The sequence below is a fragment of the Microbispora sp. CSR-4 genome (assembly GCF_008033685.1).
In the GTDB taxonomy this organism is placed as follows: domain Bacteria; phylum Actinomycetota; class Actinomycetes; order Streptosporangiales; family Streptosporangiaceae; genus Microbispora.
In genome coordinates, this window is record NZ_VJVX01000017.1 from 21,848 (window position 1) to 47,863 (window position 26,016).

A 26,016-nucleotide genomic window follows, 5' to 3' on the forward strand; every position below is an offset into this window, starting at 1 on the left:
ATCGACCATCCGGACCATCACCGGTCAGCTATTCGAGTTTCCGCTGTACGACTGCGTCGTCTCGATCTTGTCGAGCAGCCGGAACGAAATCTTTCCGGCCGCGTCCTCGGTCTCGGCGGAATCCTGCACCGCCGGCTCCTGTCGCTCCATTTCCACCCCCTTTCGTCGCGACAACTCACGACACTAAGCCGGGGCATTTCAGGCGTCAACCGCTGATTTCCGTTCCCTTTTCCCCCGCACCGCGCAGCCGGCGCATTCCGGCGACGCCGCATAGTGCGTGTACACATGCTGTTCGGGGGCGATCAGATTTATCCCGGTGACATGACTGCGCAGCGTCGCCGGAATTCCGGTCACCATCGAGATCACGGCCTGCGCGGTGAGGTGTCCGGAAATGCCGGCGGACGGCGCCAGCACTCCCGGCCCGCCGAGGTCGACGTGGACCCCCGGCTCCAGCGACGCCTCGATCGCGGCGGTGAGGCATTCGTAGCAGGGCCCGCCGGCGGCGAAGACCCCCACGCTGACGAGGGGACCCCGATAGCCGCCGACCGCCCACGGCACCCCGGCCATCAGGCATGCCCGGTTGGCCCAGATCCGGATGCTGTCCTGGCCGCGAGGTTCGTCGGCGCACAGGGCGAGCGCGTCGAACCCGGCCAGCAGCGCGGACACGTCCGCCCTGCTCTCGACGGCGCGGGTCTCCCCGGTCACGCGCACACCCGAGTTGATCGCCGTGAGGCGTTCGACCACCACGTCGGCCTTCGGTCTCCCGATGTCGGCCTCGGTGAACAGCGCCTGCCTGGTGAGGTTGGACACCTCGACCACGTCGCGGTCGACGCAGTGGATCCTGCCGACCCCCGCGGCGGCCAGCGCCCAGGCGGCGTGGCTGCCGGTGCCCCCGAGCCCCAGGACCAGCACGCGTGCGCGCTTCAGCGCGACCTGCGCCTCCCATCCATGGGCCCGGGGCACGAGATCCACCCAGCGGAAGAACGCCTTGTTCCGCGAATATCGCTCCGTCTCGGCCGCGCTGAGGTCACTCGGCGGCGGGGCCGCCGCGTCCTCCAGGTAGCCCGATCGCAGCAGCAGGTCCACCACGCCGGCGGCGTCCACCCGCTTCATGCCGGGAAACAGACGGCACAAATGATCGGCGACGTCGGCGGGCGCGCGGGTCCCGTCCATCGCCGACAACGCGGCCCACGCGTGACCATGCGGATCCGATATCTCCGCGGCGATTCCATAAATGGAGCCGCCGATGCGAATCCTGTCGCGCCCGATCCTGTACGGCCGGTGCTCGGCCTTCACTTTCGGCAGGCGCAAGCCGACCTCCATCGGCCCGAGGAGACGATCACGACACCGGGAACTTATCAGCGCGAATTGCCGCCGGTCAATGTCCATTCGCGAATACGCCGAAGACCGGGAAGAATACGGTGCGGAACGGCCCGCCGATCCGGCCGGCCCCAAAATAATCGCCACGCCCGGACGAATTCTAGATTTCTTCTATATGCGGGCGCCCCGCACGCATGTGCGTGCGGGGCGCCGCCGACGTGTCAGAAGGCGCGGCGCTGCCGCATGGCGGAGCGCTCGATGCGCTCACGTGCCTCCAGCAGGCAGGAGGCGATCTCCTTCTCCCGCTCGGGCGTGAGGCGCGGGATCGGCACCGAGCAGCTGATGGCGTCGCGCGGCGGGTCGCTGATGTGCAGCGCGACGCCGAAGCAACGCAGCCCCTCGGTGTTCTCCTCACGGTCCACCGCGTAGCCCTGCTTGCGCACCCGGTGGAGGTCGACCAGCAGCTCGTCGGCGTCCACGATCGTGTTGGCCGTCAGCGCGGGCAGCTCGGCGGGCAGCAGCGCGCGGACCTCGTCGTCGTCGCGGCTCGCCAGGATGGCCTTGCCGAGCGACGTGGTGCTCGCCGGCAGACGGCGGCCCACCCGCGAGAACGGCCGCAGGTAGTGCCGCGAGGCGCGGGTGGCGAGATACACGATGTCGAAATGGTCGAGACGGGCGAGGTGCACCGTCTCGCCGGTGACCTCGGCCAGCCAGTCCAGCGCGTCGTGCGCGAGCTGCACCACCGGGTCGCCGTCGATGTACGTCGCCCCGACCAGCAGAGCCCGCATGCCGATCCGGTAGAGCGTGCCGGTGACGTCGGTCTCGATCCAGCCGAGGTCGACCAGCGTGCGCAGCAGGGCGTGCAGGCTGCTCTTGGGGTAGCCCAGCTTGCCCTGTAGGTCGGTGAGGCTGTGCAGTCCGGGATACTGCGCGAAGAAGTCGAGCAGCTCGACCGTCCGGAGTGCCGACTTCACGTGCGGCACGGGTTCCGCCATGTGTACCTCCCTGACCCGCCTGTTCCGCCTCCTATTGTGAGCCGGTTCCCCAGGAGGCGACCGTACGGGAGGCGATGTAGTCCATATCCAGATCATCCCCTAGTCCGGGAGTGTCCGGCATCCGCACCTTTCCGCCGGAGAGCGGGTCGACGATCGACCGCAGGTGCGGGGCGGGCGTGTCGTAGTCCGAGTGCGGGTGCAGCAGTCCCCGTTCGTACCACTGCCCGCAGAGGGTGGCGCCGATCACGGCGAGCGCGCCGGAGCCGTTGCCGTGGATCTCGCAGTCCATGCCGAACGACTCGGCCAGGTGAACGGCCTTGATCGCCGGGATGATGCCGCCGGAGCCGACCACGCCGACCCTGAGGATGTCGCAGGCCCCCGCGGCCACCCACTCCGCCCGCGCCATGTGCTTGCCCCAGGAGGTCTCCGGCCCGAGGATCGGCGTCCTGAGCTGGTCGGCGAGCCATCGGTACGACTGCACCGACGCCTCCTCCATCGGCTCCTCGTACCACGCGAAGTTCAGCTCGTCCAAGGCCCGGCCGAGGGTCAGCGCCTCGGAGCGGGAGTACCAGTGGTTGCTGTCGAGCATGAGTGCGACGTCCGGGCCGACCGCCTCCCGGACCGCGGCGCACGCCTCGATGTCGCGGTCCACGCCGTACGGCATGGGCGGCATCCAGGTGTGCAGCTTGATCCCGCGGTAGCCGCGGGAGACGAGCTCCTTGGCGAAGGCGGCGTAGTCGTCGGGGGTGGCCAGGCCGCCGGGGATGTCGTCGCCGCACATCGTGCTCGCGTAGGCGGGCACCTCGGAGCGGGCTCCGCCGAGGAGCTTCCAGACCGGCAGGCCGAGCTTGCGCCCGGCGAGGTCCCACAGTGCCTGGTCGACCGCGCTGAGCGCCCGGTCGGACAGGTTGCCCTGGGCGCCCCGCTGCCGGCGGGCGACGCGGTGCCACAGCCGTTCGCGGTCGAGGCTGTCCTGACCGATCAGCGCCGGGCCGATGTGGCCCGTGATCACCGCCTCCCTGACGGTGTCGGGCGCCGCCAGGCAGTATCCGGTCGCGCCGTCGCTGTCGGTGACGGCCAGCAGCGCCTCCCGCACCTCGCGGGGCGGGCCGGGGTGCCGGTGGCCGTGGCCGTCCACCACGGACTTGGTGACCGTGGCGAAGACCGTGACGATGACGCGTTCGACGACCGCCATGACCTCTTCCTCTCTGTCGGTGTGGAGGGGCCGGAGGGCCGGTGCGCGGTCAGGTACGCACCGGCCCGGTCCCGGGACGCGGCGGCGATCGTCAGCCGCCGGTCGCCTTCTTCCATTCGGCCTGGGCGTCGGTCAGCTTCTGCGCCAGGGTGTCGAGGAACTCCTGGGGCTTCATCTGGCCGAGCAGCACCTTCTGGAAGAGCGGCTCGGTGTCGGCCTTGGTGATGGAGGAGAACTGCGGCAGGTAGTAGGGCGGCGACACGACCTGGGTGTTCGGGTCGCTCAGCGTGTCGACGGCCGTCTTCAGGTGCTCCAGGCCCTGCACCCAGGAGTCGCCCTGCGCCTCGGTGTTGGCCGGGATCTGGCCCGTCTGCTCGTTCCAGTAGCTGTTGCCGTCGTGGGAGACCAGGAACTCCACGAACTTCCAGGCGGCGTCCTTGTGCTCGCTGTTCTTGAACACCGCGAAGCCGTCCACGGGGTTGGCGACGATGGTCCGCTTGCCGCCGGGACCGGTCGGCAGCGCGAAGGCGCCGATCTTGTCCTTGCCGTGCGCCTTGACGTGGTCGTTGTACGAGCCCAGGTTGTGGTGCATCATCGCGATCTTCCCCGTGCCGAACTGGGCGACCATCTTCGGGAAGTCGTTGGTGACGTCGGCCTCGGGGGTGTCCTTCTTGTACAGCCCGGCCATCTTCGTGAGGAACTCGGCGTTCTTCGGGTCGTTCACCGTGCTCTTGCCCGAGGCGTCGAAGAACTCGGTCACGCCCGAGTAGGAGTACATCTCGGCCAGGATCTGGAAGATCGAGCCGGCCCCGCCGCGGATGGTGTAGCCGTACTCGTCGGGCTTCTTGGTCAGCTCGTCGGCGTCCTTGAAGAACTCGTCCCAGGTGTCCGGCGCCTGCTGGAGCTTGTCCTTGAGGTACCACACCACGTCCATGTTGGAGGTGTTGGGCACCAGGTAGAGCTTGCCGTCCGGCACGGTCTTGCGGACCGAGTCGAGCATCGACGTGGCCAGCTTGCCGTTCACCGAGCTCTTGGCCAGCCACTCGTCCGCCGGCTCCAGCGCCTGCTGGCCGGTCAGGTTGGCCAGGTACGACGTGGTGACGCCGCCGACGTCGGGGGTGTCCCCGCCCGCGATGGCGGTGTCGTACTTCTGCTGGACGGAGGCGATCGGGACGCCGACGTACTCGACGTGGATCGAGGGGTTGGCCGCCTCGAACCGCTTGATCAGCTCCTGATAGATCGGGGTGCGGGCGCCCCCGTTGTTGTCCCAGAACGTGATGGTCGTCTTGCCGGAGCCCTCGCCGGAACCCGAGTCCGACCCACATCCGGTAACGGTGACGGCCAGAACGGCGAGCGCCGCCCAGGCCACTTTCATCTTCATGGTTCCTCCTGCTTACGACAGGCTGCTCTCGACAGTTCTCTGGGGGTGCTATCCCTTGACCGTCTCTGGGGGTGCTATCCCTTGACGGCGCCGGCGCTGATGCCGTGCACGAGATAGCGCTGGACCACTGCGAACACGCAGACCACCGGCAGGGCGGCGACGACGCCCCCGGCCGCCAGGGCCCCGAAGTCGGCGCTGTACTCCCCGATCGTGTAGCTGAGCCCGACCGGGATCGTGAAGCTGTCCTGCTTGCTGACGAACATCAGCGCGAACAGGAAGTTGTTCCACGTGTGGATGAAGGCGAACGACCCCACGGCGATCAGGCCGGGCCGCAGCTGCGGCAGCACGATCGCGAGGAAGCCGCGGAACCGGGTGCAGCCGTCGACCATCGCGGCCTCCTCGACCGTGAACGGCACGGCCGAGATGAACCCGCTCATCAGGATGATCGACAAGGGCAGGTTGAAGACGGTGTCGGCGACGATGAGGCTGGCCAGGCTGTTGATCAGGCCGAGCGACTTGAAGATCGAGAACAGCGGGATCAGCATCATCGCGCCGGGGATGAACTGGGTGCACAGCAGCACGACCATGAACAGGCTCCGGCCGCGGAACCGGTAGCGCGACAGGGCGTAGCCGCCCATGACCGCGATGACCGTGGTGACCAGCAGCGACCAGACCCCGACGATCACGCTGTTCTTGAAGAACACCGCGTAGCCGATGTCGTTCCAGACGGTCTCGAAGTGCTCGAACGTGATCGGCCACGGCACCGGGTCGGTCGAACCGGCCGGCCGGAGGGCGAACACGAGCATCCAGTAGAACGGCACGAGGGTGAAGACCAGATACAGCCCGAGAGGGACGTAGAGCCGCAGCACACGGCCGGGATCGCGTCTCCTCCGCCGGCGGGCCCCCTGGGGCAACGCTCGCGTGCGCGGGCGGGTCATGACGTCGGCGCTCATCGCGAAACCCCTCGCCTCTTCATCGTTCCCCGCCGAACCGGCTGAGCCGGAGGTAGAGGATGGAGCAGAACAGCAGGATCACGAAGCCCGCCATCGTCAGCGCCGAGCCGTACCCGAAGTCCTTGGAGTCGACCGCCCGCTGGGCGACGTACAGCGGCAGCGTGGTCGTGACCTGCGCCGGGCCGCCGCCGGTGAGGGTGTAGAGGAGGTCGACGTTGTTGAACTCCCAGACCCCGCGCAGCAGCGTGGCCAGCACGATCGCGTCCCGCAGGTGCGGCAGCGTGACGTGGAGGAAGCGCCTGACGCGCCCGGCGCCGTCCACCGCCGCCGCCTCGTAGAGCTCGCCGGGGATGCCCTGCAGGCCGGCGAGCAGGAGGATCGCGAAGAACGGCACGCCGCGCCACAACTCGGTCACCACCACGGCGGGGAAGACCGTGTCGGGGTTGCCGAGGACCGCCGCCTCGGGCTGCCCGAGGAAGCGCAGCACGCCGGTGCTCGGCGTGTAGAGCAGGATCCAGATGCCCGTCGTCAGCACTCCGGAGACTGCCCAGGGCGAGAAGACCAGCGACCGGGCGAGCCCCCGTCCGATGAAACTTTCATTGACGATGAGGGCCAGGGCCAGCCCGAGGATCAGCTGGAGGCCGATCTCGGCGACCACCCATTTGGCGGTGAACCCGAGGCTGTGCCAGAAGACCTCGTCCTCGAACAGCATCTGCCGGAAGTTGCCGAGCCCGGCGAAGCCGTCCGCCCATGGCCGGGTGAGGTTGCGGTGCTGCAGGCTGTAGTACGCGACGCTGGCGATCGGGTAGACGAGAAACGCGGCGATGAGCGCGACCGTCGGCGAGATCAGCAGGTACGGCACGGCCTTGCGGCGCATCGTCGTCACCGGCGCATCTCCTCTGCGACTCTTGCCGGAACCACAGCCAAGACATATTCCTGAACGTGGTTCACAAACGTGGACGGATCCACGGTGATGTTCGGGCCGCATCCCTGTCAAGGATCCGTGTCCTATTCGAAACATTCGCTCTCTTCGGGGTGCGCGTCTTGACCGCGCGCCGCCGCGCGCCGTACGGTCCCGGTGTTCACGAATATGAATCACGTTCAGATGGATGACGGAGGAAGCCGGTGACAATCGACGGCCTGCTGTTCTTCCCGGTCACGCCCTGCGACGAGGAGGAGCGGCTCGACCTCGAGGTGTTCCGCCGGCACGTGCGGCAGGGTGTCGAGGCGGGATGCGGAGCGGGGTTCGCCTGCTGTGGCACCGGCGAGTTCCCCACGCTCAGCCTGCGCGACTACGCCGCCTGCGTGGCCGCGGCCGTCGAGGAGGCGGCCGGGCGCGTCCCGGTGGTCGCCGGCACCGGCTACGGCACCGCGATGGCCCTGGAGTTCGCCAGGGCGGCCGAGGACGGGGGGGCGTCGGCCCTGCTCGCGCTGCCGCCCTACCTCCTGCAGGCGGGCCAGGACGGCCTGCGCCGCCACTACGAGGCGCTCGCCGACGGCGCCCGGCTGCCGATCATCCTCTACCAGCGGGACAACGCGATCTTCGAGCCGGAGACGGTCGCGGCGCTCGCGCGGCACCCGGGCGTCATCGGGCTCAAGGACGGCTACGGCGACCTCGGCCTCCTGCGCCGGATCATCGAGGCCGCCCCGCCGGAAATGCTCTACTTCAACGGCCTGCCGACGGCGGAGCTGTCCCAGCTCGCGTACCGGGACCTCGGAGTGGTCCGCTACTCCTCCGCCGTCTTCTGTTTCCTCCCCGACCTCGCGCTCGCCTGCTACCGGGCGATGCGGGACGGCCGCGACGACGTCGCGAACCGTCTGATCGAGGGCTTCTACCGTCCCCTGGTCGACCTCCGCAACGAGGGCCCGGGGTACGCCGTCTCGCTCATCAAGGCGGGCGTTCGCCTGCGTGGTCTGGACGTGGGACCCGTCCGCCGGCCGCTGTCCGATCCCAGCCCCGAGCACCTCGACAGGCTCGCCGGGCTGATCGGCCGCGGCCTCGCCCTTCTCGAAGAACTGGAGCGGTCGCCCGATCCGGCCTGAGCGCCGGCGACACGTACGACTCGTCTCGGGGGAGCGACCGCGGAACGGAGACAGTCATGCCCGGAAGATCCCTACTCCTGTCGGCCGCCCTCGCGATCACGGCCGCCGTCCCCGTGCTGGGAGCGGGCCCCGCCGGAGCGGTCCCCCCGCCCGCCGGGAAGCCGGCCGACATCGGGCGGCAGACGCTGCCCTCGGGCGACGGCTGGGCCTCGTCCGGCACGGGCACCACCGGCGGCGCGGCGGCCCCCGCGTCGAACGTCCACGTGGTCACCGACCGCGCGGGCCTGGCCGCGGCGCTCGCCTCCCCCGGCCCCCGCATCATCTATGTCAAGGGCGTCATCGACGTCGACAAGACCTGCGCCGACTTCGCCACCGGCGGCTACACCCTGGCCGGCTACCTCGCGGCGTACGACCCGGCGGTGTGGGGACGCGACACCGAGCCGTCCGGGCCCATGGAGGACGCGCGGGCCGCCTCCGCCGCTGCGCAGACGAAGTACATCAAGCTCAAGGTGCCGTCCGACACCACCATCGCAGGCCTGCCGGGAGCGACCATCCGGCACGTCAACCTGCACGTGGACAAGGCCGACAACGTCATCATCCGCAACATCCGTTTCGAGGACGCGGCCGACTGCTTCCCCCAGTGGGACCCCACCGACGGCGACGAGGGCAACTGGAACTCGCTCTACGACAACATCTCGGTCACCGGCTCGACCCACGTCTGGATCGACCACAACACCTTCACCGATGGGGACAACCCCGACTCCGACCAGCCGCTCTACTTCGGGCGGCCGTACCAGGTGCACGACGGGCAGGCCGACATCACCAACGGCTCCGACTTCGTGACCGTGTCGTGGAACAAGTTCTCCGACCACGACAAGACCATGCTGATCGGCTCGACCAACAACCCCGCGACCGACCGGGGCAAGCTCAGCGTCACCGTGCACCACAACGAGTTCTCCGGAAACCTGCAGCGGCTGCCCCGCGTGCGGTTCGGCAAGGTGCACGTCTACAACAACTACTACCAGGTGCCCGACGCCGAGCCCTTCGAGTACGCGCTGGGCGTGGGCGTGGAGTCGCAGATCTACGCCGAGAACAACTACTTCCGGCTGAGCCGGAGCGTCGACCCGGCCGACCTGCTCTACAACTGGGGCGGCACGACGCTGACGGCCAAGGGCAACCTGCTGCGGGTCGGCGGCAAGGAGACGCCGATCGACCTGGTCTCCGTCTACAACGCGAAGAACGACCCCGACCTCGGCGCCGACGCGGGCTGGACGCCGGCCCTGCACACGGGGATCGACCCCGCCGCGAGCGTGCGCAGGGAGGTCTCCCGGCACGCCGGGGCCGGCGAGATCCACTGACGGCCGGCGGCGCGCGACCCCTGTACGCGACTGTGCGTGCCAGGCGCGCGGCCCCTGTGCGCGCGCACAGGGGCCGCGTGCAGAAGCCGCGTGCAGAAGCCGCGTGCAGAGGCGGTGTGCGGAGGCGGTGTGCGGAGGGGCCGCGTGCGGAGGAGCCGCGCGCACCCTCGTCAGGGCGGGCCGAGGCGGGACAGCGGCAGCCCGAGCTGGAGATACAGCTCAAGCTGGTCGAAGAAGATCTGCTGGTCGACGATCAGGCCGTCCTGCACGGTGAAGAACCAGCCGCACCGCACGCTGACGTACCGCCAGGAGCCGTGGAGCTCCTCACCCGTGGTGAGCGGGAAGGGCCCGGTGTGCCTGCCGGTCCCCACCGTGGTGACCGCCGCGACGTCGCCCTCCACGACCTTCCGCAACACCGTGACGTGCAGGTCGGGGAACGCGCTCCAGATCGCGGTGTGGTAGGACGCCACCTCCGAACGGCCCTCCACCGGGCCGCCCGGCCCCACCGCGACGGGCTTGAGGCAGAAGCACCCCATGACCTCGTCCAGGTCGTGGGCGTTGTACGCACTGAAGTATCGGTCAACCACGTCGGCCACGGCGAGACCCCCGATGCTCGCACCTGGTTGTCCAGGCTATCGAGACGCCGGCCCTTCACCTCGGGCGGGCGTCCGGAGCGAGCAGGCGGGCCAGCACCTCCTCCAGCCGGCGTCCCGGCCGCCCTCCGCGGGGGCTCTGCTTCGACCGCCAGGCGACGAAACCGTCGGGCCTGACGAGGGTCGCGCCGGTCCTCGTGATGCCGTACGCCTCGCAGAACCGGCCTTCGGGATCACGCAGATCGACGCCGATCCGGTGGACGTCCAGCCCGGCGCGGCCCGGGGTCTCCGCGGCCCACTCCGCGCCGTCCGGGCCGATCAACAGGGTGAACGCTCCGGTGAACAGGTCGAGCGTGGACAGCCTGGTCCCCGCGCGCTCCAGCCATACGTGCGGCGCCCGCAGGCCCGGACGCCCGCCGGGCGCCCGCGGGTCCTCGGCCGGCGCCTCGGGCGCGGGCGTCTCCGGGATGATCGCCGGGGAGTCGTAGCGGTACCCGAGGATCATGGTCAGGTCGTCGATCGCGGTGACGTCCTCGCCGGTGCCTTCGTGGCGACCGGCGAGGTGCCGCGTCGCGGTCTCCAGCGTCAGCAGCGCGACCGGCCGGCGCTCGGTCTCGTAGGTGTCCAGCAGCGCGTCTCCCGCCCGGCCGCCGATCACCGCGGCGAGTTTCCACGCCAGGTTGTGCGCGTCGGCGATGCCGGTGTTCGCGCCGTACGACCCGGACGGCGGCACGACGTGGGCGGCGTCACCGGCGATGAACACCCGCCCGGCCCGGTATCGGTGGGCGACCCACCCGCCGACCGTGCTGTGGGAGACCTTCCACGGCCATCCCGGCACCGGGGGCACGAGCGTGAGGTCGAGGTCTTCCACCCCGGTCGCGAGGCGGGCCAGCTCGGCGCAGCGCCCCTCGGAGAAGTCGCCGGGGGTCTCGCCCGGCCGGTAGGGCACGCCGAGCATCCACCGCCCGGGGGTCCGCAGCGGCACGAGCACGGTGCCGGTGACCGGCCGGTCGAGGTAGGCCAGCAGGAACCGGCGTTCCCGCAGCACGGCGGTGAGGTCGGCGTCGAAGACGAAGTACGCCACGTGGGTCACCGGTCCCGGCTGGTCCGCGCCGATGCCGAGCCGGCCGCGCACGCCGGCGCGGTGACCGTCGGCGGCGACCAGATAATCGGCGCGGACGCATCGGTCGGCGCCGGTGCGCAGGTCGCGGACGACGGCCGTCACACCGTCGTCGTCGGCGTCGAAGGAGACCAGCTCGGTGCCGAAGCGGATGTCCGCGCCGCCGCTCTCGGCATGGCAGCGCACGATCCGTTCGAGCTCGTCCTGGTCGATCATCGCCCAGTCGGCCGGGCCGACCGATGACGGCGGCCGGACGTGCGCGAGCAGGTCCACGCGGAAGCGCTCCCGGCCGGCCAGCGTGTCCGCGCCGATCATCTCCGGAAGGCCGGCGAGGATCGACTGCCGCCCGCGGATCTCCTCCTCCAGCCCGAGCGAGCGGTAGATCTCCATCGAGCGCGGGTTGAACGCCCGCGCCTGCGGTGTGATCGCCGTCGACGGATGCCGTTCGACCAGCATCGGGCGGACCCCGAGGCGGGTGAGGAAGAGCGCGGCGGACAGGCCGGTGATGCCTCCTCCCACGATGAGAACGGCGGTCCTGTCGTCGTACGGCGTGGTCATGGGTGCGTCCTCCCGTTCGGAACCTGTCGCACCCATAATCAACCGTCTATAAAATTGTGTCAATCAGATGGTTGATTGTGTTGAATGGATGGATGACACTGTCAGCGCTACGATCGGATCATGTCCACGCCGAAGCCCCGCAGATCGCCCAAGCCCCAGGAACGGCAGCGCGACCCGGAGCGCACCCGCGGGCTCATCCTGGACGCGGCCACGGCCGAGTTCGCCGCGCACGGCTACGCGGGCGCCCGGCTCAGCGCGATCGCCGCCAGGGCCGGCGTCAACCAGCAGCTGATCTCGTACTACTTCGACGGCAAGGAGGGCCTCTATCGGGCCCTCGGGGAACGCTGGCGGCAGCGTCAGGGCGAGCTCGTGTCGCCCGCCACGCCGCTGCCCGAGCAGATCCGCAGGTACGCGCTGGAGGCGCTGGACAACCCGGACGGTGTCCGGTTGCTGGCGTGGAGCGGCCTGGAGTACGCGGGGCCGCACACCGATCCCGACCAGGCGCCGCGTTCCGAGGCGCTGCGGGGCTACGTGGACGAGGTCCGCGCCCGGCAGGCGGCGGGCCGGCTGCCGGACGAGGTCGATCCGGCCTGTCTGAGCATCATGCTGATGGCCGCCGCCATGGCCCCCGTCACCCTGCCACACGTCGTCGAGGGCGTCTGCGGAGCCGATCCCCACTCCCCCGAGTTCGTCCGGCACTACGCCGAGCAGGTCTCCCTGGTCGCCCGGCTCCTCGGGCTCGGCCCCGAACGGCACCCCGAAGACCGGTCGGAACAGCACACGGAACAGCGGGCCGAATAACAGTCCGCGCCGCTCCCCCGGAACGGGAGCGGCGCGGTAGCGAACACGCGGCGACGAGCGCGGTGGTGTCAGACGCGCAGGCGGCCGTCCACGCGTTGCGGCACGCCGAGGGGGTTGTCGTCGCGCAGCTCCGGCGGCAGCAGATCCGCCGGCCAGTCCTGGTAGGCCACGGGGGTGGTCCAGCGGCTGATCGAGGCCGCGCCGACGGAGGTGTGCGCCGGGGCAGTGGAGGCGGGCCAGGGGCCGCCGTGGTGCATCGCCCAGCAGACGGCGACGCCCGTGGGCCAGCCGTTCCAGATGAGCCGCCCCGCCAGGCGCCGCAGCACCGGCACGAGATCGCGGGCCTCCTCCGGCCCGGCCGCGTGGATGGTCGCGGTCAGCGACCCGGGCAGCCGGCGCAGCACGGCGGGCAGGTCGGCGGCGTCGCGATAGCGGATCACGATCGCCGACGGGCCGAAGCACTCCTCCGCCAGCTCGGGCAGCCCGTCCGCGAACGCCTCCAGGTCGGCGGCGAAGACCTGTGGGGTGATGCCGTCCACCTCGCTTCCGCCGGCCAGCACGGGGAGCCGCTCGGCCAGCCGGCCGGACGCCCGCAGGTAGCCCTCGCGGATCTTGCCGGTCAGCATGGGCCCGCCGCTGGTCGCGCCGACCGCCTCGGCGATGGCCTCCTCGAACCCGCCCTCGGCCGGTACGAAGACCAGGCCGGGGTTGGTGCAGAACTGTCCCACCCCCAGCGTGAGCGAGGCCGCGAACCCGGAGGCCACCTCGGCGGGGCCGGCCGACGGCAACACGACGACCGGGTTGACGCTGCCCAGCTCGCCGTAGAACGGGATGGGGTCGGGCCGCTCGTCGATCAGCCGCTGGATGGCCGTGCCGCCCGCGAGGGAGCCGGTGAAGCCGACCGCCGTGACGAGCGGGTGCTGCACCAGCGGAGCCCCCGCCTCGAACCCGTGCACGAGCCCGAGCAGGTCGGGGTCGGGCAGGGCCTGCCGTACGACGGAGGCGGTCAGGTCGGAGGTGCGGGGATGCCCCTCGTGGGCCTTGACCACGACCGGGCAGCCGGCCGCGAGCGCCGACGCCGTGTCGCCGCCCGCCACCGAGAACGCGAAGGGGAAGTTGCTGGCCGCGAAGACGGCCACGACGCCGAGCGGGTGGTTCATCCGCCGCAGGTCGGGCCGGGGCGGGGTGGCGCCGGGGTCGGGGTGGTCGATCACCGCCTCGACCCAGCCGCCGTCCCGCAGAACGTCGGCGAACAGCCGGAACTGCGCGGCCGTACGGGCGATCTCGCCGCGCAGCCGCGCCTCCGGCAGCCGGGTCTCCTCCGCGGCGGCAGGCCACAGCTCCTCGGCGTGCTTGAGCAGGGCGTCGGCGACACTTTCGAGCACGGTGGCTCGCTCGGCCGGGGGCGTCGCCCGCCACGCCTCGCCCGCCGTCGCGGCTCGCTCGACCGCCGCCTGTACGGAATCGATCACCTGATCGGTCACCTCACTTTTCCGCCGTCAGATTCCCGACATCGTAACGGGGACCGCAGAACGCCCCGCCGACCAGGGAGTGCGGCAGCTCGCCGAGATCGGGCTCGCCGTGCTCGGCGATCAGCTTCTCGGCGAACACCTCCGAGTCGTCCTTGGGCTCGTAGCCGATGGCCCGGCCCTCCTCCAGCGACCACCAGCGGCGTGTGTTGGCGGACACGCCCCACACCACGTGGAAGCCGTCGGCCGCAAGCGACGCCTCGACCAGCCGCGCGCAGTCGTCCGGGGACAGCCAGGTCGACAGCATGCGCACGTCCCTGGGCTTCTCGAAGCACGAGCCGATGCGCAGGCAGGTCACCTGGATGCCGTAGCGGTCGTGGTAGAGCGAGCCGAGCGCCTCCTTGGTCACCTTGCTCACGCCATAGAAGGTGTCGGGGCGCGGGAACAGGTAGTCGGGCGCCTCGCCCTCGCCGCGCGGGTGGAACCCGACCGCGTGGTTGCTGCTGGCCAGCACGACGTGGCGCACTCCGGCCCGCCTCGCGGCCTCCAGCACGACGTAGGTGCCGTTGATGTTGACCTGCAGGATGTCCGCCCACGGCTGTTCGACGCTGTGGCCGCCCAGGTGCAGCACGGCGTCCACGCCGTCCATCGCCGCTTCCATCGCGGCGGGGTCGGTGATGTCGGCGGTCACGGCCTCCTCGCCCGGGCCCGCCTCCAGCGGGACGACGTCGAGCAGGCGCAGCACGCGCCCCTCTCTGGCCAGCCGGGGTCGCAGCAGGGTGCCGACGCCGCCCGCCGCGCCGGTCATGAGAATTCGCATGTGCCTCCTGTCGGATCGGCCCTGCATGGAGCGCGGCCCCGGCGAGGGGGATCTTGGTGCCCGCGCCGGTGCGCGGCGCTCCGTGATCGTCCAAGCGACGTATGGACCGTGTCGATGCGGAACGGCGTCAGTCTCGCAGCAACCCACAAATGTTCACAAGCACGTGCATGGTTCACATATCTGACCTGACATCTCTCCTTGACGCAACTGATGCCAATTTCTACGGTCTTGCTAGCGAGCAATCACAATTGCGGGGCCGATTCAGAACGTGAACCACCCCAAACACGTGAACCGGAGGCGGGCATATGCCGCGTCATCTGTCCGATCGGCGCACGCACCCCCCGCACTCACTCCCTGCACTCACCCCCCGCACTCGCCCCCTGCACTCACCCCCCGCACTCGCCCCTGCCGCCGGCAGCCTGGCTCCGGAGAGATGCCGATGACGCCCGCCTACACGCAGCGCCGCGGGCCGACCAGCGCCGCGGGCAGCAGCGGCGCGGCCAAAGGGTGACAAAGTTGACTTTCATCGGATGATCCGGCTAGCTTCGGGGACATATTGAAGAACTCTGTCCATATATGTGGACACCAGGGGGTGGGCGGATGCAGCTCGACGGCGTTCTCTTCTTTCCGGTCACACCGTTCGGCTCGGACGGTGAGCTGGCCGAGGACGTGCTGGCCAAGCACGTGAGCCGAGGGGTGGCCGAGGGCGCGGGCGGGGTGTTCGCCGCCTGTGGCACCGGCGAGTTCAACGCACTGGGCATCGACGAGTACGCACGGGTGGTGCGGATCGCCGTCGAGTCGGCGGACGGGCGGGTGCCCGTGCTGTCGGGAGCGGGCGGCTCCCTCCCGTTCGCCCGCGAGTGCGCGCACAGGGCCGCCGACGCGGGCGCCGACGGCCTGCTGCTGCTGCCGCCCTACCTGGTCAGCGCGCCCGCCGACGGGCTGGTCCGCTACGTCCGTGAGATCGCGGCCTCCACCGACCTGCCGATCATCGTCTACCAACGGGCCAACGCCCGCTTCACGCCCGCCGCCGCCGTGGCGCTCACCGAGATCCCCAACGTCGTCGGGTTCAAGGACGGCCTGGGCGACGTCGACGCCATGCAGCGCATCGTGCTCGCCGTCAGGGACGCGACCGACGGCGACTTCACGTTCTTCAACGGGCTGCCGACGGCCGAGATGACCGTGCCCGCCTATCGGGGGATCGGCGTGAGCCTGTATTCCTCCGCCGTGTTCTGCTTCCTCCCCGAGGTGGCGCTGGCCTTCCACAAGGCCGTGACCGCCGGGGACGACGACCTCGTGCGGCGCCTGCTCGCCGGTTTCTACCGCCCGCTGGTCGAGCTGCGCGACCTCGTGCCCGGCTACGCCGTCTCGCTCATCAAGGCCGGCGTCGCACTGCGCGGCCTCGACGTGGGCCCGGTGCGCCCGCCGCTGGTCGACGCGGCGCCCGAGCACGTGGCCCGGCTGGAGCGGCTGATCGAGGCCGGATTGGAGATCGTGGGATGAGGATTCGCGAGATCAACGTCACGCCGGTCGCCTTCCGCGACCCGCCGCTGCTCAACGCCGCCGGCGTGCACGAACCGTGGGCGCTGCGCACGATCGTCGAGGTCGTCACCGACGAGGGGCTCACCGGCCTCGGCGAGACCTACGGCGACCTCGACCACCTCGTGCGGGTGCGGGCCGCCGCCGAGGCGCTGATCGGACACGACGTCTACGGCCACAACGCGATGTACGCCACCGTGGCCGGCCTCGTCGGGGCCGACGTCGTCACCGACCTGCACGGCCTGACCGGCACCTCCTCGCGGGCCAAGACCGTCGACCGGATCTTCTCCCCCTTCGAGGTGGCGTGCCTCGACATCCAGGGCAAGGCGGTGGGCCGGCCCGTCGTGGACCTGCTCGGCGGCAGGGTGCGCGACGCCGTGCCGTACAGCGCCTATCTGTTCTACAAGTGGGCGGGCCACCCGGGCGCGCCGGACGACGGCTTCGGCGCCGCACTCGACCCCGAAGGAGTGGTCGAGCAGGCCCGGATGCTGATCGGCCGGTACGGCTTCCGCTCGATCAAGCTCAAGGGCGGCGTGTTCCCGCCCGAGCAGGAGATCGAGGCGACCCGCGCGCTGCGCGAGGCGTTCCCCGACCATCCGCTGCGCCTCGACCCCAACGCCGTCTGGAGCGTGGAGACCTCGATCCGGGTGGGCCGCGAGCTCGACGGCGTGCTCGAATATCTGGAGGACCCGACCGAGGGCATCGAGGGCATGGCCCGGGTCGCCGCCGAGGTGCCGATGCCGCTCGCCACCAACATGTGCGTCGTGACGCCCGAGCACCTGCCCGAGGCCGTCCGGCGCAACGCGATCGGCGTGCTGCTGACCGATCACCACTATTGGGGCGGCCTGGTGCGCTCGGCGCACATCGCCACACTGTGCGCGACCTTCGGCATCGAGCTGTCCATGCACAGCAACTCCCACCTCGGCATCAGCCTCGCCGCGATGACCCACCTGGCCGCCGCCACCCCGTCGGTCACCCACGCCTGCGACACCCACACGCCCTGGCAGGACGGCCAGGACGTGGTCGTCCCCGGCGCGCTGCGGTTCGTGGACGGCGCGGTCCCGGTGCCCGACGGCCCGGGACTCGGAGTGGAACTCGACCGCGACGCCCTCGCAATCATGAACGAGCAGTATGAGAAGTGCGGGGTACGCTCCCGCGACGACACGACGTACATGCGGTCCGTCGACCCGTCCTTCTCCGCTCGGAGGCCACGCTGGTGAACGTCATCTACGCCTACCCCTGGGACATCGTCGGCGACCCCGGCGCCGCCGCACGCCTCAAGGCGCTCGGCGTCGACGCGGTGGCGCTCGCCGCCTCCTACCACACCACCCGCGCCGCCACCCCTTTCCATCCGGCGCACCGGCTGGTCGACGCCCGGCACGCCGCCTGCTACGTCCCCGTACGCGAGGAGGCGTGGAAGGGGTCGCGGCTCGTGCCCGGCACGCCGTCGTGGGTGGACTCGGGCGACCCGTTCGGGGAGGCGAGGGACGCCCTGCGCGCCGTCGGGCTGCCGGTCCACGCGTGGACCGTGCTGACCCACAGCACGCTGCTCGGCGCGGCCAACCCCGACCTGGTCGTCACCAACGCCTTCGGCGAGCTCTATCCGTACGCGCTGTGCCCGGCGGCGGCCGACGTGCGCGACTACTGCCGCACGCTGGTCCACGAGGTCGTCGAGGCGGGCGACCCCGACGCGCTGATCCTGGAGGCGTGCGGCGCGCTCGGCTTCCGGCACGGCGGCCACCACGAGAAGACCGACGGCGCCGACTGGTCGCCCGCGCAGATCGCGCTGCTGTCGCTGTGCTTCTGCGCGGCCTGCCTGCGCCGCTATGAGGCGGCCGGGCTGGACTTCGCCGAGGTCCGCGCCAGGGTGCGGGCGGGCGTCGACGGCGCGCCGCGCTCGGTCGAGGACGCGCTCGGCGACCTCGCCGGCCCGGTGCGCGACCTGCGCACGGGGCTCGCGGGCGAACTGCGCGACCTGCTGCTGGCCGAGGCCAGGGCGGTGCGGCCCGGCCTGAAGATCGCCCTGCACGCCAACGCCGACCCGTGGGCGACCGGCCCGTTCGCGACCGTGCCCGAGGGGGTGGACGTCGACGTGCTCGTCGGCAACTGCTGGAACGCCCCCGAGGTGGACGAGGCCGGGCTGCGCGCCCTGGGCCGGCTCGGCCCCCGCGTGGGCGCGTACGTGCTGGCCCTGCCCCCGCGCCCGGCGGACGGCGCGGCGCTGTCGTTCCTCGCCGAGGCCTACACGGCCGCGGGTGCCGACGAGATCCACTGGTATCACGGCGGCCTCGCCTCCGCGGCCCGGCTGAAGGCGATCGCCGAGGCGATCCGCCGCTGAGGCACCGTGCCGAACCCGTGCCGAACCCGTGCCGAGCCCACCCCAGAGACCGACACGATGCGGGACAATCATGGGCATGCGGTTCGGCATCCTCGGCCCCACGCAGGCGCGGCCCGACGGCGAGCGCCCGGTCCCGGTCGGCGGGCCGGGGGTGCGGGCGCTGCTCGGCCTGCTGCTCCTCAACGCGGGGCGGGTCGTCACCACCGAACGCCTGATCGACGGCCTCTACGGCGCCGAGCCTCCCGCCGGAGCGACCAACGCCCTGCAGGCCCAGGTGTCGCGGCTGCGCCAGCACCTCGGCGACCTCGTCGTACGGGAACCCGCGGGCTACCGGCTGGCGGTGGACCCGGACGACGTGGACGCGCCGCGCTTCGAACGGCTGGCGGCCGAGGGGCGGCGGGCGCTCGACGCGGGCGACCCCGCCGGGGCCGCCGGCCTGCTCGACCAGGCCCTCGCGCTGTGGCGCGGGCCCGCGCTCGCGGACGTGCCCGACGCGCCGTTCGCACCCGTCCAGGCGGCCCGGCTGGAGGAGCTGCGCCTGTCGGCGGCCGAAGACCTCACCGAGGCCCGCCTCGCCCTCGGGCGGCACCGCGACCTGCTGCCCGAGCTGCAGGAACGGGTCGCGACACACCCGCTGCGGGAGCGCTCGCGCGGACAGCTCATGCGCGCGCTGTACGCTGCGGGCCGCCCGGCGGAGGCGCTGGCCGTCTATGACGAGGCCCGGCGGGTGCTCGCCGACGAGCTGGGCGTCGATCCCTCGGCCGAGCTGGCCACGATCCACCTCGCGGTGCTGCGCTCCGATCCCTCCCTCGCTCCCGCCTCCGCCTCCGCCGCGACCGGCGGGCGCCCCGTCCCGCTCACCTCTCTCGTGGGCCGCGACGACGAGCTGGAGCGCATCGGCGCGCTGCTCGCCGAGGCGCGGCTGGTGACGCTCATCGGCCCGGGCGGCACCGGGAAGACCCGGCTGGCGATCGAGGCGGCCGGCCGGTGGCCGGGCGAGGTCTGCCTCGTGGAGCTGGCCCCGCTCACCGACGGCGCCGACGTGCCGCAGGCCGTGCTCGGCGCGCTCGGGCTGCGCGAGACCGCCGCGGCCATCCCCGCTCCCGGCACGCGGCAGGGCGCCGCCGATCCGGTCGCCCGCCTCGTGGCCGCCCTCACCCTGCGGCCGGTGCTGCTCGTGCTCGACAACTGCGAGCACGTCGTGGAGGAGGCGGCCCGGCTCGCCGACCGGCTGCTCGCGGCGTGCCCCGCCCTGCGCGTGCTGGCCACCGGCCGGGAGGCGCTCGGCATCACCGGCGAGCGCCTGTGCCCGGTGCCCCCGCTGCGGGTCCCGCCGCCCGCCGACGAAGCCGCCGGCGAGTCCGCCGCCGAGCCCTCCGTGGAGGACGCGCTCGCCTATCCGGCCGTACGGCTGTTCGCCGAGCGGGCGGCCGCCGTACGCCCCGGATTCGTCCTCACGCCCGGCGACGTCGGGCACGTGCTGCGGATCTGCCGGGCGCTCGACGGGCTGCCGCTCGCCGTCGAACTGGCCGCCGCGCGGCTGCGCTCGCTGCCCCTGGCCCGGATCGCCGTCCGGCTGGGCGGCGACGACGGCGACCCGGCGGCGGAGGGCGACGCCCCGCGCTTCGCGCTGCTGTCGCGCGGCAGCCGTACGGCCCAGCCGCGCCACCGGACGCTGCGCGCGGTCGTCGAGTGGAGCTGGGACCTGCTCGACGAGCCGGAGCGCGCGCTCGCCCGGCGGCTGACGGTCTTCGCGGGCGGCGCGACGCTGGAGGCGGCCGAGCGGGTGTGCGGCCTGCCCGACACCGACGGTGTGCTCGCCTCCCTGGTGGACAAGTCCCTCGTCGAGGTGGTGGACGACCGCTACCGGATGCTGGAGACGATCCGGGCGTTCTGCGCCGAACGGCTCGCCGAGGCCGGCGAGAGCGAGACCATGCGGCAGGCCCACCTCGCGTACATCCTCGACCTGGCCGCCACGGCCGACCCGCACCTGCGTGGGCATGGTCAGATCGAGTGGCTGCGCCGGCTGGACGGCGAGCGCGACAACCTGCAGGCCGCGCTGCGCCGTGCCGTACGCGCGGGTGATCTGGCACCCGCGCTGCGGCTGCTGTCGGCCACGGCCGGCTACTGGCTGCTGCGCGGGCTGCGCGGCGAGGCCGCCCGGCTGGGCGCCGAACTGCTGGGCGAGGTCGGCGCCACGCCGCCCGAGGGCCTGGAGGAGGAGCACGTCGTGTGCGCCTGCCTCGTGGCCTGGGGCGGAACGAGCGGCCCCGCCCTGGACGCGCTCGTGGCCGAGGCCATCGGCCGGACCTACACGCTGCCCATGCCGCCCCGTCAGCCGTACCTCCTCGTGCTGAACGCGATGATCAGCGGTCCACCCTCCGGGGAGATGCTCGGCCGGATGGAGGACCTGTTCCGCGCGCTGGAGCGCGACCCGTGGACGCGGATGCTCAGCCGGTTCAGCCTCTCCTATCTCAAGGCGTTCGACGGCCGGCTCGACGAGGCCGAGCAGGAGCTCACCGGCGCGCTCCGCGACGCCCGCGCCGCCGGGGACGTCTGGCTCCGCGTGATGATGTTGTCCGCGATGTCGGACGTCGCCGACGGGCGGGGCGATCTCGAACGGGTCGAGGCGCTGACCAACGAGGCGATCGACCTGGCCGAGCGGCTGGGCGCCACGGCGGACCTCGCCGAGAGCCTCTGCCGGCGCGGCTGGGCCCGCATGCGTTCCGGGCACATGGACGCCGCGAGGGCCGACTTCGAGCGGGCCGCCGAGTTGTCCCGGCGCACGGGCGCACCGGAGATCCTCGCGACGGCGCTCCTCGGGCTCGGCGAGCTCGCCCGGCACGACGGCGACCTGCCCGGGGCCCGGCGGTGGTACGAGACGGCCCTGGCGGAGTGCACGGCCGAGTGGTTCACCGCCGAGGAGACGCGCTCGCACGTCTATCTCGCGCTCGGCTGGGCCGCGCAGATGTCGGGCCAGGCCGCCCAGGCGCTGGCGTGGCACCGCCGCGCCCTCACCACCGGCCTCGGCACCCGCAGCCTCGCCATGACCGCCGCGGTCGCGGAGGGCGTCGCCGGCGTCGCGCTGCTGGAGGAGGCCCCCGAGCGGGCCGCCTGGTTGCTGGGCGTCGGCGGCGCGCTGCGCGGAGCGCCCGCCGTCCGCGATCCGGACGTCGCCCGGATCGAGGCGCGCTGCCGGACCGTCCTCGGCGACGACGCCTTCGACCGGACGTACGCCGAGGCCGAGGCGTTCACGCGGCAGCGGGTGCCGGCCACGGCGGGCGTCACGAGGGGTGCCGCGGAGGGGGCTGCGGAGGGCGCCGCGGAGGACACGGAGGCGGCGGCGCTGACCGTCATCGAAAGGCACCTGTCAGCGCTCGGTGGATGAGCCGTCAGCGCCCGGGCGCACGCTGACGGCCATGAACGGCACCTCTCGCAAATGGGGCACGCTGGTCGTCGCCTGCCTGGCCATGCTCCTGCTGTCCCTCGATCTCACCGTGTTGCACCTCGCCCTGCCGAAGCTCGGCGAGGACCTGGCGCCCTCGGCCACCCAGTTGCTGTGGATCGCCGACATCTACGGCTTCGCGCTGGCCGCGCTGCTCGTGACCATGGGCAACGTCGGCGACCGGATCGGGCGCAAACGCCTGCTGCTCACCGGCCTGGCCGCCTTCGGCGCGACCTCGGTGCTCACGGCGTTCGCGCCGAACGCCCCGCTGCTGATCGCCGCTCGGGCGCTCCTCGGCGTGGCCGGCGCGACGATCATGCCCTCGACGCTGTCGCTGATCCGCAACGTGTTCTCCGACCCGAAGGAGCGGACCACCGCGGTCGGCATCTGGAGCAGCGTGGGCGCGATCGGGTTCGCCCTCGGGCCCGTCGTCGGCGGCCTGCTGCTCGACCACTTCTGGTGGGGCTCGGTCTTCCTGATCAACGTGCCCGTCGTCGTGGCCGTCATGGCCGCCGGGTTCGTCGTGCTGCCCGAGTCGCGCAACCCCCGGCCCGGACGGCTCGACCTCGTCAGCGTTCCGCTGTCCGCCGCAGGCGTGCTCGGCCTGATCTACGCGATGAAGGAGGCCACGACCGGCGGCGTCGCGCAGGCCCCCGTGATCGTCGCGGCGGTGGTCGCGGTCGCCGCGCTGGTCGTCTTCGTCCGCAGGCAGACCCGGCTGGCCGAGCCGCTGATCGACGTGGCGCTGTTCCGGCGGCGGGCGTTCGCGGCCACGGTCGGCGCCGAACTGGTCGCGGTCTTCGCGATGCTCGCCATGTCGGTGGTCTTCGCGCAGTATTTCCAGCTCGTCATGGGCTGGTCGCCGTTGACCGCGGGGCTCGCCGGGTTGCCGGGCGGCCTCGCCGGGGGCCTCGGCGGCGCGCTGTCCGGTGTGCTCGTGCACCGGTGGGGCCGCGGGCCGGTCGTCAGCCTCGGGCTGGTGCTGACCGCGACCGGGTTCATCCTGTTCAGCCGGATCGACACGGAGACGCCCTATCTCTACATGCTGGTCGCCATGATCATCCAGGGCGTCGGGATGGGTTTCACGTTCGCGGTGACCGGCGACACGCTGCTCGCCTCGGTGCCCAAGGAACGGGCCGGCGCGGCGAGCGCGATCTCGGAGACGGCGCACGAGATGGGCGGCGCGCTCGGCATCGCCGTGCTCGGCACCGTGCTGACCAGCGCCTACCGGAACGGCCTGGCGCTTCCGCCCGGCCTGCCCGGCGGGCCCGCGGCCGAGGCACGCGACACGCTCGCGGGCGCGCTGAAGGTCGCAGCCACGCTCCCGGGCGACGCCGCGGGGGCCGTCGCCCGGGCCGCCCGCCAGGCGTTCGTCGAAGGCATCCACGTCACCGTGCTGACCGGCGCGGCCATCCTGCTCGTGCTCGCGGTCGCCGTGCCGTTCGCACTGCGCGGCGTGCCCAAGGTGATCCCCGAGACCGAGGACGAGGAGACCGGCGGGCAGCCCGCCGAGGGCGCGGTCACGGCCCACTGATGCGGGCCACACGCCCGGGGCGTCCCCGCACACCGGGGGCGCCCCCGCCGAGACCCGGCCCACTGAGGCCCGGCCCACTGAGGCGTGGCCCACTGAGGCGTGGTCCGGCGAGGCACTGCCCGCCGAGGCATGGGGCATGGTGCCTGCATCAAAGCGGGCGTGGTCATGAGCCACAGAGGGTTTCCCATGGCCTCGGTCCTGCATGGTGCCTACATCAAGGCGGGCGTGGTCCCTATCTCACGAGGGACAGCCAGCGGTGGTGGGCGCCGCCGAAGGGGCCGGTCCGCGCGGCCACCGCCTCCATCAGCCAGGCGGCCGACCGCTCCGCCTGGCGGACGACCTCCTCCGGGTAGCCGTACCGCACCTGGTGGACGGCGAACTCGTCCTCGTCGTCCAGGATCACCCGGCCGTCGCGCATCCGGAGCACGTCGAGATCGAGGTCGGCCATCGTGATCCGGCCGTCGCCGCGGACGGGCACGGTGGTGACGTCGCAGTAGATGGCGCACCGGTTCGACGGGGAGTTGAACGTGGCCGTCCACCACGCGTTCCCAGGGAACAGCATCACGAAGGCGTCCTCCCAGACCACCGGCGGCTCGTTTCCCCGCCGGCCGACGGTGCCCGGGGGACATCCGGTCCAGACGCCGTGCTCGTCCTCGCCCAGCCCCCGCGCGTACTGGTGCCAGTGCAGCGCCCCGCCGTACTTGCGGTAGACGATCCTCACCTCGGACACGGGCGGGACGCTACGCCACGCCCGTCTCCGAGTACAACGGGATAAACCCGTCAGACCTCGACGACCACCGGGATGATCATCGGGCGGCGGCGGTAGGTGTCGCTCACCCAGCGCCCCACCGTACGCCTGATGGTCCGGCGGATCTGCAGCTCGTCGGCCACTCCGGACGCGGCGACCTCCTGCAGCGCGACCTCGATCTGCGGGATGACCGCGTCGAACGCGTCGGGGTCGATGCCCGAGCCGCGCGCGGTGATCTCCGGGCCCCCGGTGAGCTTCCCCGTGGTGGAGTCGACCACGACGACGATGGAGATGAACCCCTCGTCGCCCAGGATCCGCCGGTCCTTGAGCGCCACGTCCGTGATGTCGCCCACCGAGGTGCCGTCCACGAAGACGTACCCGCACGGAACCGCGCCGGTGATCCTCGCCTGGCCGTCGACGAGGTCGACGACCACGCCGTCCTCGGCGATCACGATGTTCTCCCGGGGGACGCCGGTCAGCTCGGCGAGCCTGGCGTGCGCCCGCAGGTGCCGCCACTCCCCGTGTACGGGCATGAAGTTGGACGGCTTGGTGAGGTTGAGCACGTACAGCAGCTCGCCCGCGGCGGCGTGCCCGGAGACGTGCACCCGCGCGTTGCCCTTGTGGACCACCCGAGCGCCCCACCGGTTGAGGCCGTTGATGACCTTGCTGACCGCCGTCTCGTTGCCCGGCACGAGCGACGAGGCGAGCAGGACGGTGTCGCCCTCGGCGATCCTGATCGGGTGGTCGCGGTTGGCCATGCGTGACAGCGCGGCCATCGGCTCGCCCTGGGAGCCGGTGCAGATCAGCACCACGTCCTCCGGCGGCCACTCCTCGATCTCCCGGGAGTCCACGAGCAGGCCACCGGGCACCTTCAGGTAGCCCAGCTCGCGCGCCACGCCCATGTTGCGCACCATCGACCTGCCGATGAGCGCGACCTTGCGGCCGTGCTTCTCGGCCGCGTCCATGATCTGCTGCACGCGGTGGATGTGCGAGGCGAAGCTCGCAACGATGATCCGCTTGGTCGCGCTGCGGAAGACGTCGTCGATGACCGGCGCGATCTCCCGCTCGCTGGTGACGAAGCCCGGCACCTCGGAGTTGGTGGAGTCGGACATCAGCAGGTCGACGCCCTCGGCCCCGAGCCGGGCGAACGCCCCGAGGTCGGTCAGCCGCCCGTCCAGCGGAAGCTGGTCCATCTTGAAGTCGCCGGTGTGGAGGACGAGGCCCGCAGGGGTGCGGATCGCCACGGCCAGCGCGTCGGGGATCGAGTGGTTGACCGAGACGAACTCGCACTCGAACGGCCCGAACGTGCGCCGCTCGCCCTCGGCCACCTCGACCTTGACCGGCTGCATCCGGTGCTCGGTCAGCTTGCTCTCGATGAGCCCGAGCGTCAGCCGCGAACCGACGATCGGGATGTCGCGCCGCTCGCGCAGCAGGTAGGGCACCGCGCCGATGTGGTCCTCGTGGGCGTGCGTGAGCACGAGCGCCTCGATGTCGTCGAGCCGCCCCCGTATGTAGTCGAAGTCGGGCAGGATGAGATCGACGCCCGGCTGGTCGGGCTCGGGGAACAGCACACCGCAGTCCACCACGAGCAGGCGGCCGTCATACTCGAACACCGCCATGTTGCGGCCGATCTCACCGAGGCCGCCCAGCGCCACGATGCGCAGGCCGTTTTCCGGCAGCGCCGGAGGCGGACCGAGTTCGGGATGCGGATGACTCATTCCGCGCCCTCCGCCCCGGGCCGCTCGCCGTGCGCGCGCAGTTCCCTATCGTCGTTCCTTCTGATCAAGTCGCTCATTCGGCTCCATC

The 26,016-nt window shown here is 71.8% G+C and carries 21 protein-coding genes; 8 read left to right on the forward strand and 13 right to left on the reverse strand.

Annotation, left to right across the window (positions count from 1 at the left end):
• Positions 1–24 precede the first annotated feature (24 nt).
• From FLV34_RS42435 to FLV34_RS15035, 7 genes are all read right to left on the reverse strand, one after another.
• Positions 25–150, reverse strand: coding sequence for a hypothetical protein (locus FLV34_RS42435; protein WP_260617399.1), 126 nt, complete (start codon positions 148–150; stop codon positions 25–27).
• Positions 151–198: 48 nt separating this feature from the next.
• Positions 199–1,311 (reverse strand): ThiF family adenylyltransferase, encoded by a 1,113-nt coding sequence (locus FLV34_RS15010; RefSeq protein ID WP_147943386.1) that lies wholly within the window; start codon positions 1,309–1,311, stop codon positions 199–201.
• 230 nt (positions 1,312–1,541) lie between these two features.
• Positions 1,542–2,315 (reverse strand): IclR family transcriptional regulator, encoded by a 774-nt coding sequence (locus FLV34_RS15015; protein WP_142649881.1) that lies wholly within the window; start codon positions 2,313–2,315, stop codon positions 1,542–1,544.
• Positions 2,316–2,346: 31 nt separating this feature from the next.
• Complete coding sequence (locus tag FLV34_RS15020) at positions 2,347–3,510, reverse strand: enolase C-terminal domain-like protein (protein WP_142649882.1); 1,164 nt, start codon at positions 3,508–3,510, stop codon at positions 2,347–2,349.
• Positions 3,511–3,601: 91 nt separating this feature from the next.
• Positions 3,602–4,891, reverse strand: a complete 1,290-nt coding sequence (locus FLV34_RS15025; RefSeq protein WP_142649883.1) for a sugar ABC transporter substrate-binding protein — start codon at positions 4,889–4,891, stop codon at positions 3,602–3,604.
• A 74-nt stretch (positions 4,892–4,965) separates the two neighbouring features.
• Positions 4,966–5,844 (reverse strand): carbohydrate ABC transporter permease, encoded by an 879-nt coding sequence (locus FLV34_RS15030; protein WP_142649884.1) that lies wholly within the window; start codon positions 5,842–5,844, stop codon positions 4,966–4,968.
• 19 nt (positions 5,845–5,863) lie between these two features.
• Positions 5,864–6,721: a carbohydrate ABC transporter permease gene (locus tag FLV34_RS15035; protein WP_142649963.1), complete on the reverse strand. Its 858-nt coding sequence runs from the start codon at positions 6,719–6,721 to the stop codon at positions 5,864–5,866.
• A 248-nt stretch (positions 6,722–6,969) separates the two neighbouring features.
• On the opposite strand from FLV34_RS15035, the gene FLV34_RS15040 reads away from it, so the two are divergent.
• Both FLV34_RS15040 and FLV34_RS15045 read left to right on the forward strand, forming a co-directional pair.
• Positions 6,970–7,887, forward strand: a complete 918-nt coding sequence (locus FLV34_RS15040; protein ID WP_147943387.1) for a 5-dehydro-4-deoxyglucarate dehydratase — start codon at positions 6,970–6,972, stop codon at positions 7,885–7,887.
• A 56-nt stretch (positions 7,888–7,943) separates the two neighbouring features.
• The gene (locus FLV34_RS15045) at positions 7,944–9,245 is read left to right on the forward strand and encodes a polysaccharide lyase family 1 protein (RefSeq protein WP_147943388.1); all 1,302 of its coding nucleotides are present in this window, start codon (positions 7,944–7,946) and stop codon (positions 9,243–9,245) included.
• A gap of 170 nt (positions 9,246–9,415) precedes the next feature.
• Here FLV34_RS15045 and FLV34_RS15050 read toward each other — a convergent pair whose 3' ends face one another.
• Both FLV34_RS15050 and FLV34_RS15055 read right to left on the reverse strand, forming a co-directional pair.
• Positions 9,416–9,841: a nuclear transport factor 2 family protein gene (locus FLV34_RS15050; RefSeq protein WP_168066247.1), complete on the reverse strand. Its 426-nt coding sequence runs from the start codon at positions 9,839–9,841 to the stop codon at positions 9,416–9,418.
• Positions 9,842–9,896: 55 nt separating this feature from the next.
• Complete coding sequence (locus FLV34_RS15055) at positions 9,897–11,516, reverse strand: FAD-dependent monooxygenase (RefSeq protein WP_147943389.1); 1,620 nt, start codon at positions 11,514–11,516, stop codon at positions 9,897–9,899.
• A gap of 120 nt (positions 11,517–11,636) precedes the next feature.
• On the opposite strand from FLV34_RS15055, the gene FLV34_RS15060 reads away from it, so the two are divergent.
• Positions 11,637–12,317: a TetR/AcrR family transcriptional regulator gene (locus FLV34_RS15060; RefSeq protein ID WP_147943390.1), complete on the forward strand. Its 681-nt coding sequence runs from the start codon at positions 11,637–11,639 to the stop codon at positions 12,315–12,317.
• A 68-nt stretch (positions 12,318–12,385) separates the two neighbouring features.
• On the opposite strand, the gene FLV34_RS15065 is transcribed toward FLV34_RS15060, so the two are convergent.
• Positions 12,386–13,789: an aldehyde dehydrogenase (NADP(+)) gene (locus FLV34_RS15065; RefSeq protein WP_312845768.1), complete on the reverse strand. Its 1,404-nt coding sequence runs from the start codon at positions 13,787–13,789 to the stop codon at positions 12,386–12,388.
• Between the two features lie 13 nt (positions 13,790–13,802).
• Positions 13,803–14,606, reverse strand: coding sequence for an NAD(P)-dependent oxidoreductase (locus FLV34_RS15070; protein ID WP_142649891.1), 804 nt, complete (start codon positions 14,604–14,606; stop codon positions 13,803–13,805).
• Positions 14,607–15,206: 600 nt separating this feature from the next.
• Here FLV34_RS15070 and FLV34_RS15075 point away from each other — a divergent pair.
• From FLV34_RS15075 to FLV34_RS15095, 5 genes are all read left to right on the forward strand, one after another.
• The gene (locus tag FLV34_RS15075; RefSeq protein WP_142649892.1) at positions 15,207–16,109 is read left to right on the forward strand and encodes a 5-dehydro-4-deoxyglucarate dehydratase; all 903 of its coding nucleotides are present in this window, start codon (positions 15,207–15,209) and stop codon (positions 16,107–16,109) included.
• Positions 16,106–17,365 (forward strand): glucarate dehydratase family protein, encoded by a 1,260-nt coding sequence (locus tag FLV34_RS15080; RefSeq protein WP_142649893.1) that lies wholly within the window; start codon positions 16,106–16,108, stop codon positions 17,363–17,365. The genes FLV34_RS15075 and FLV34_RS15080 overlap by 4 nt, the downstream gene beginning before the upstream one ends.
• The gene (locus FLV34_RS15085; protein ID WP_147943391.1) at positions 17,362–18,483 is read left to right on the forward strand and encodes a hypothetical protein; all 1,122 of its coding nucleotides are present in this window, start codon (positions 17,362–17,364) and stop codon (positions 18,481–18,483) included. Before FLV34_RS15080 ends, FLV34_RS15085 begins: the two co-directional genes overlap by 4 nt.
• A gap of 76 nt (positions 18,484–18,559) precedes the next feature.
• Positions 18,560–21,871 carry a BTAD domain-containing putative transcriptional regulator gene (locus FLV34_RS15090; RefSeq protein WP_187280643.1) on the forward strand — a complete coding sequence of 1,104 codons (3,312 nt, stop codon included), beginning with the start codon at positions 18,560–18,562 and terminating at the stop codon, positions 21,869–21,871.
• 31 nt (positions 21,872–21,902) lie between these two features.
• On the forward strand, positions 21,903–23,462 hold the full coding sequence (locus FLV34_RS15095) for a DHA2 family efflux MFS transporter permease subunit (protein ID WP_147943392.1): 1,560 nt from the start codon (positions 21,903–21,905) through the stop codon (positions 23,460–23,462).
• A 232-nt stretch (positions 23,463–23,694) separates the two neighbouring features.
• Here FLV34_RS15095 and FLV34_RS15100 read toward each other — a convergent pair whose 3' ends face one another.
• Positions 23,695–24,192 (reverse strand): DUF402 domain-containing protein, encoded by a 498-nt coding sequence (locus FLV34_RS15100; RefSeq protein ID WP_147943393.1) that lies wholly within the window; start codon positions 24,190–24,192, stop codon positions 23,695–23,697.
• A 50-nt stretch (positions 24,193–24,242) separates the two neighbouring features.
• Complete coding sequence (locus FLV34_RS15105) at positions 24,243–25,928, reverse strand: ribonuclease J (protein ID WP_142649898.1); 1,686 nt, start codon at positions 25,926–25,928, stop codon at positions 24,243–24,245.
• Between the last annotated feature and the right edge of the window lie 88 nt (positions 25,929–26,016).

Coding starts and splice junctions, on each gene's coding strand:
- FLV34_RS15025 (WP_142649883.1), bottom strand. CDS start 4,891: ATGAAGATGAAAGTGGCCTGGGCGGCGCTCGCCGTTCTGGCCGTCACC.
- FLV34_RS15090 (WP_187280643.1), top strand. CDS start 18,560: ATGCGGTTCGGCATCCTCGGCCCCACGCAGGCGCGGCCCGACGGCGAG.
- FLV34_RS15030 (WP_142649884.1), bottom strand. CDS start 5,844: ATGAGCGCCGACGTCATGACCCGCCCGCGCACGCGAGCGTTGCCCCAG.
- FLV34_RS15080 (WP_142649893.1), top strand. CDS start 16,106: ATGAGGATTCGCGAGATCAACGTCACGCCGGTCGCCTTCCGCGACCCG.
- FLV34_RS15015 (WP_142649881.1), bottom strand. CDS start 2,315: ATGGCGGAACCCGTGCCGCACGTGAAGTCGGCACTCCGGACGGTCGAG.
- FLV34_RS15095 (WP_147943392.1), top strand. CDS start 21,903: ATGAACGGCACCTCTCGCAAATGGGGCACGCTGGTCGTCGCCTGCCTG.
- FLV34_RS15055 (WP_147943389.1), bottom strand. CDS start 11,516: ATGACCACGCCGTACGACGACAGGACCGCCGTTCTCATCGTGGGAGGA.
- FLV34_RS42435 (WP_260617399.1), bottom strand. CDS start 150: ATGGAGCGACAGGAGCCGGCGGTGCAGGATTCCGCCGAGACCGAGGAC.
- FLV34_RS15105 (WP_142649898.1), bottom strand. CDS start 25,928: ATGAGTCATCCGCATCCCGAACTCGGTCCGCCTCCGGCGCTGCCGGAA.
- FLV34_RS15060 (WP_147943390.1), top strand. CDS start 11,637: ATGTCCACGCCGAAGCCCCGCAGATCGCCCAAGCCCCAGGAACGGCAG.
- FLV34_RS15075 (WP_142649892.1), top strand. CDS start 15,207: ATGCAGCTCGACGGCGTTCTCTTCTTTCCGGTCACACCGTTCGGCTCG.
- FLV34_RS15035 (WP_142649963.1), bottom strand. CDS start 6,721: ATGCGCCGCAAGGCCGTGCCGTACCTGCTGATCTCGCCGACGGTCGCG.
- FLV34_RS15020 (WP_142649882.1), bottom strand. CDS start 3,510: ATGGCGGTCGTCGAACGCGTCATCGTCACGGTCTTCGCCACGGTCACC.
- FLV34_RS15045 (WP_147943388.1), top strand. CDS start 7,944: ATGCCCGGAAGATCCCTACTCCTGTCGGCCGCCCTCGCGATCACGGCC.
- FLV34_RS15070 (WP_142649891.1), bottom strand. CDS start 14,606: ATGCGAATTCTCATGACCGGCGCGGCGGGCGGCGTCGGCACCCTGCTG.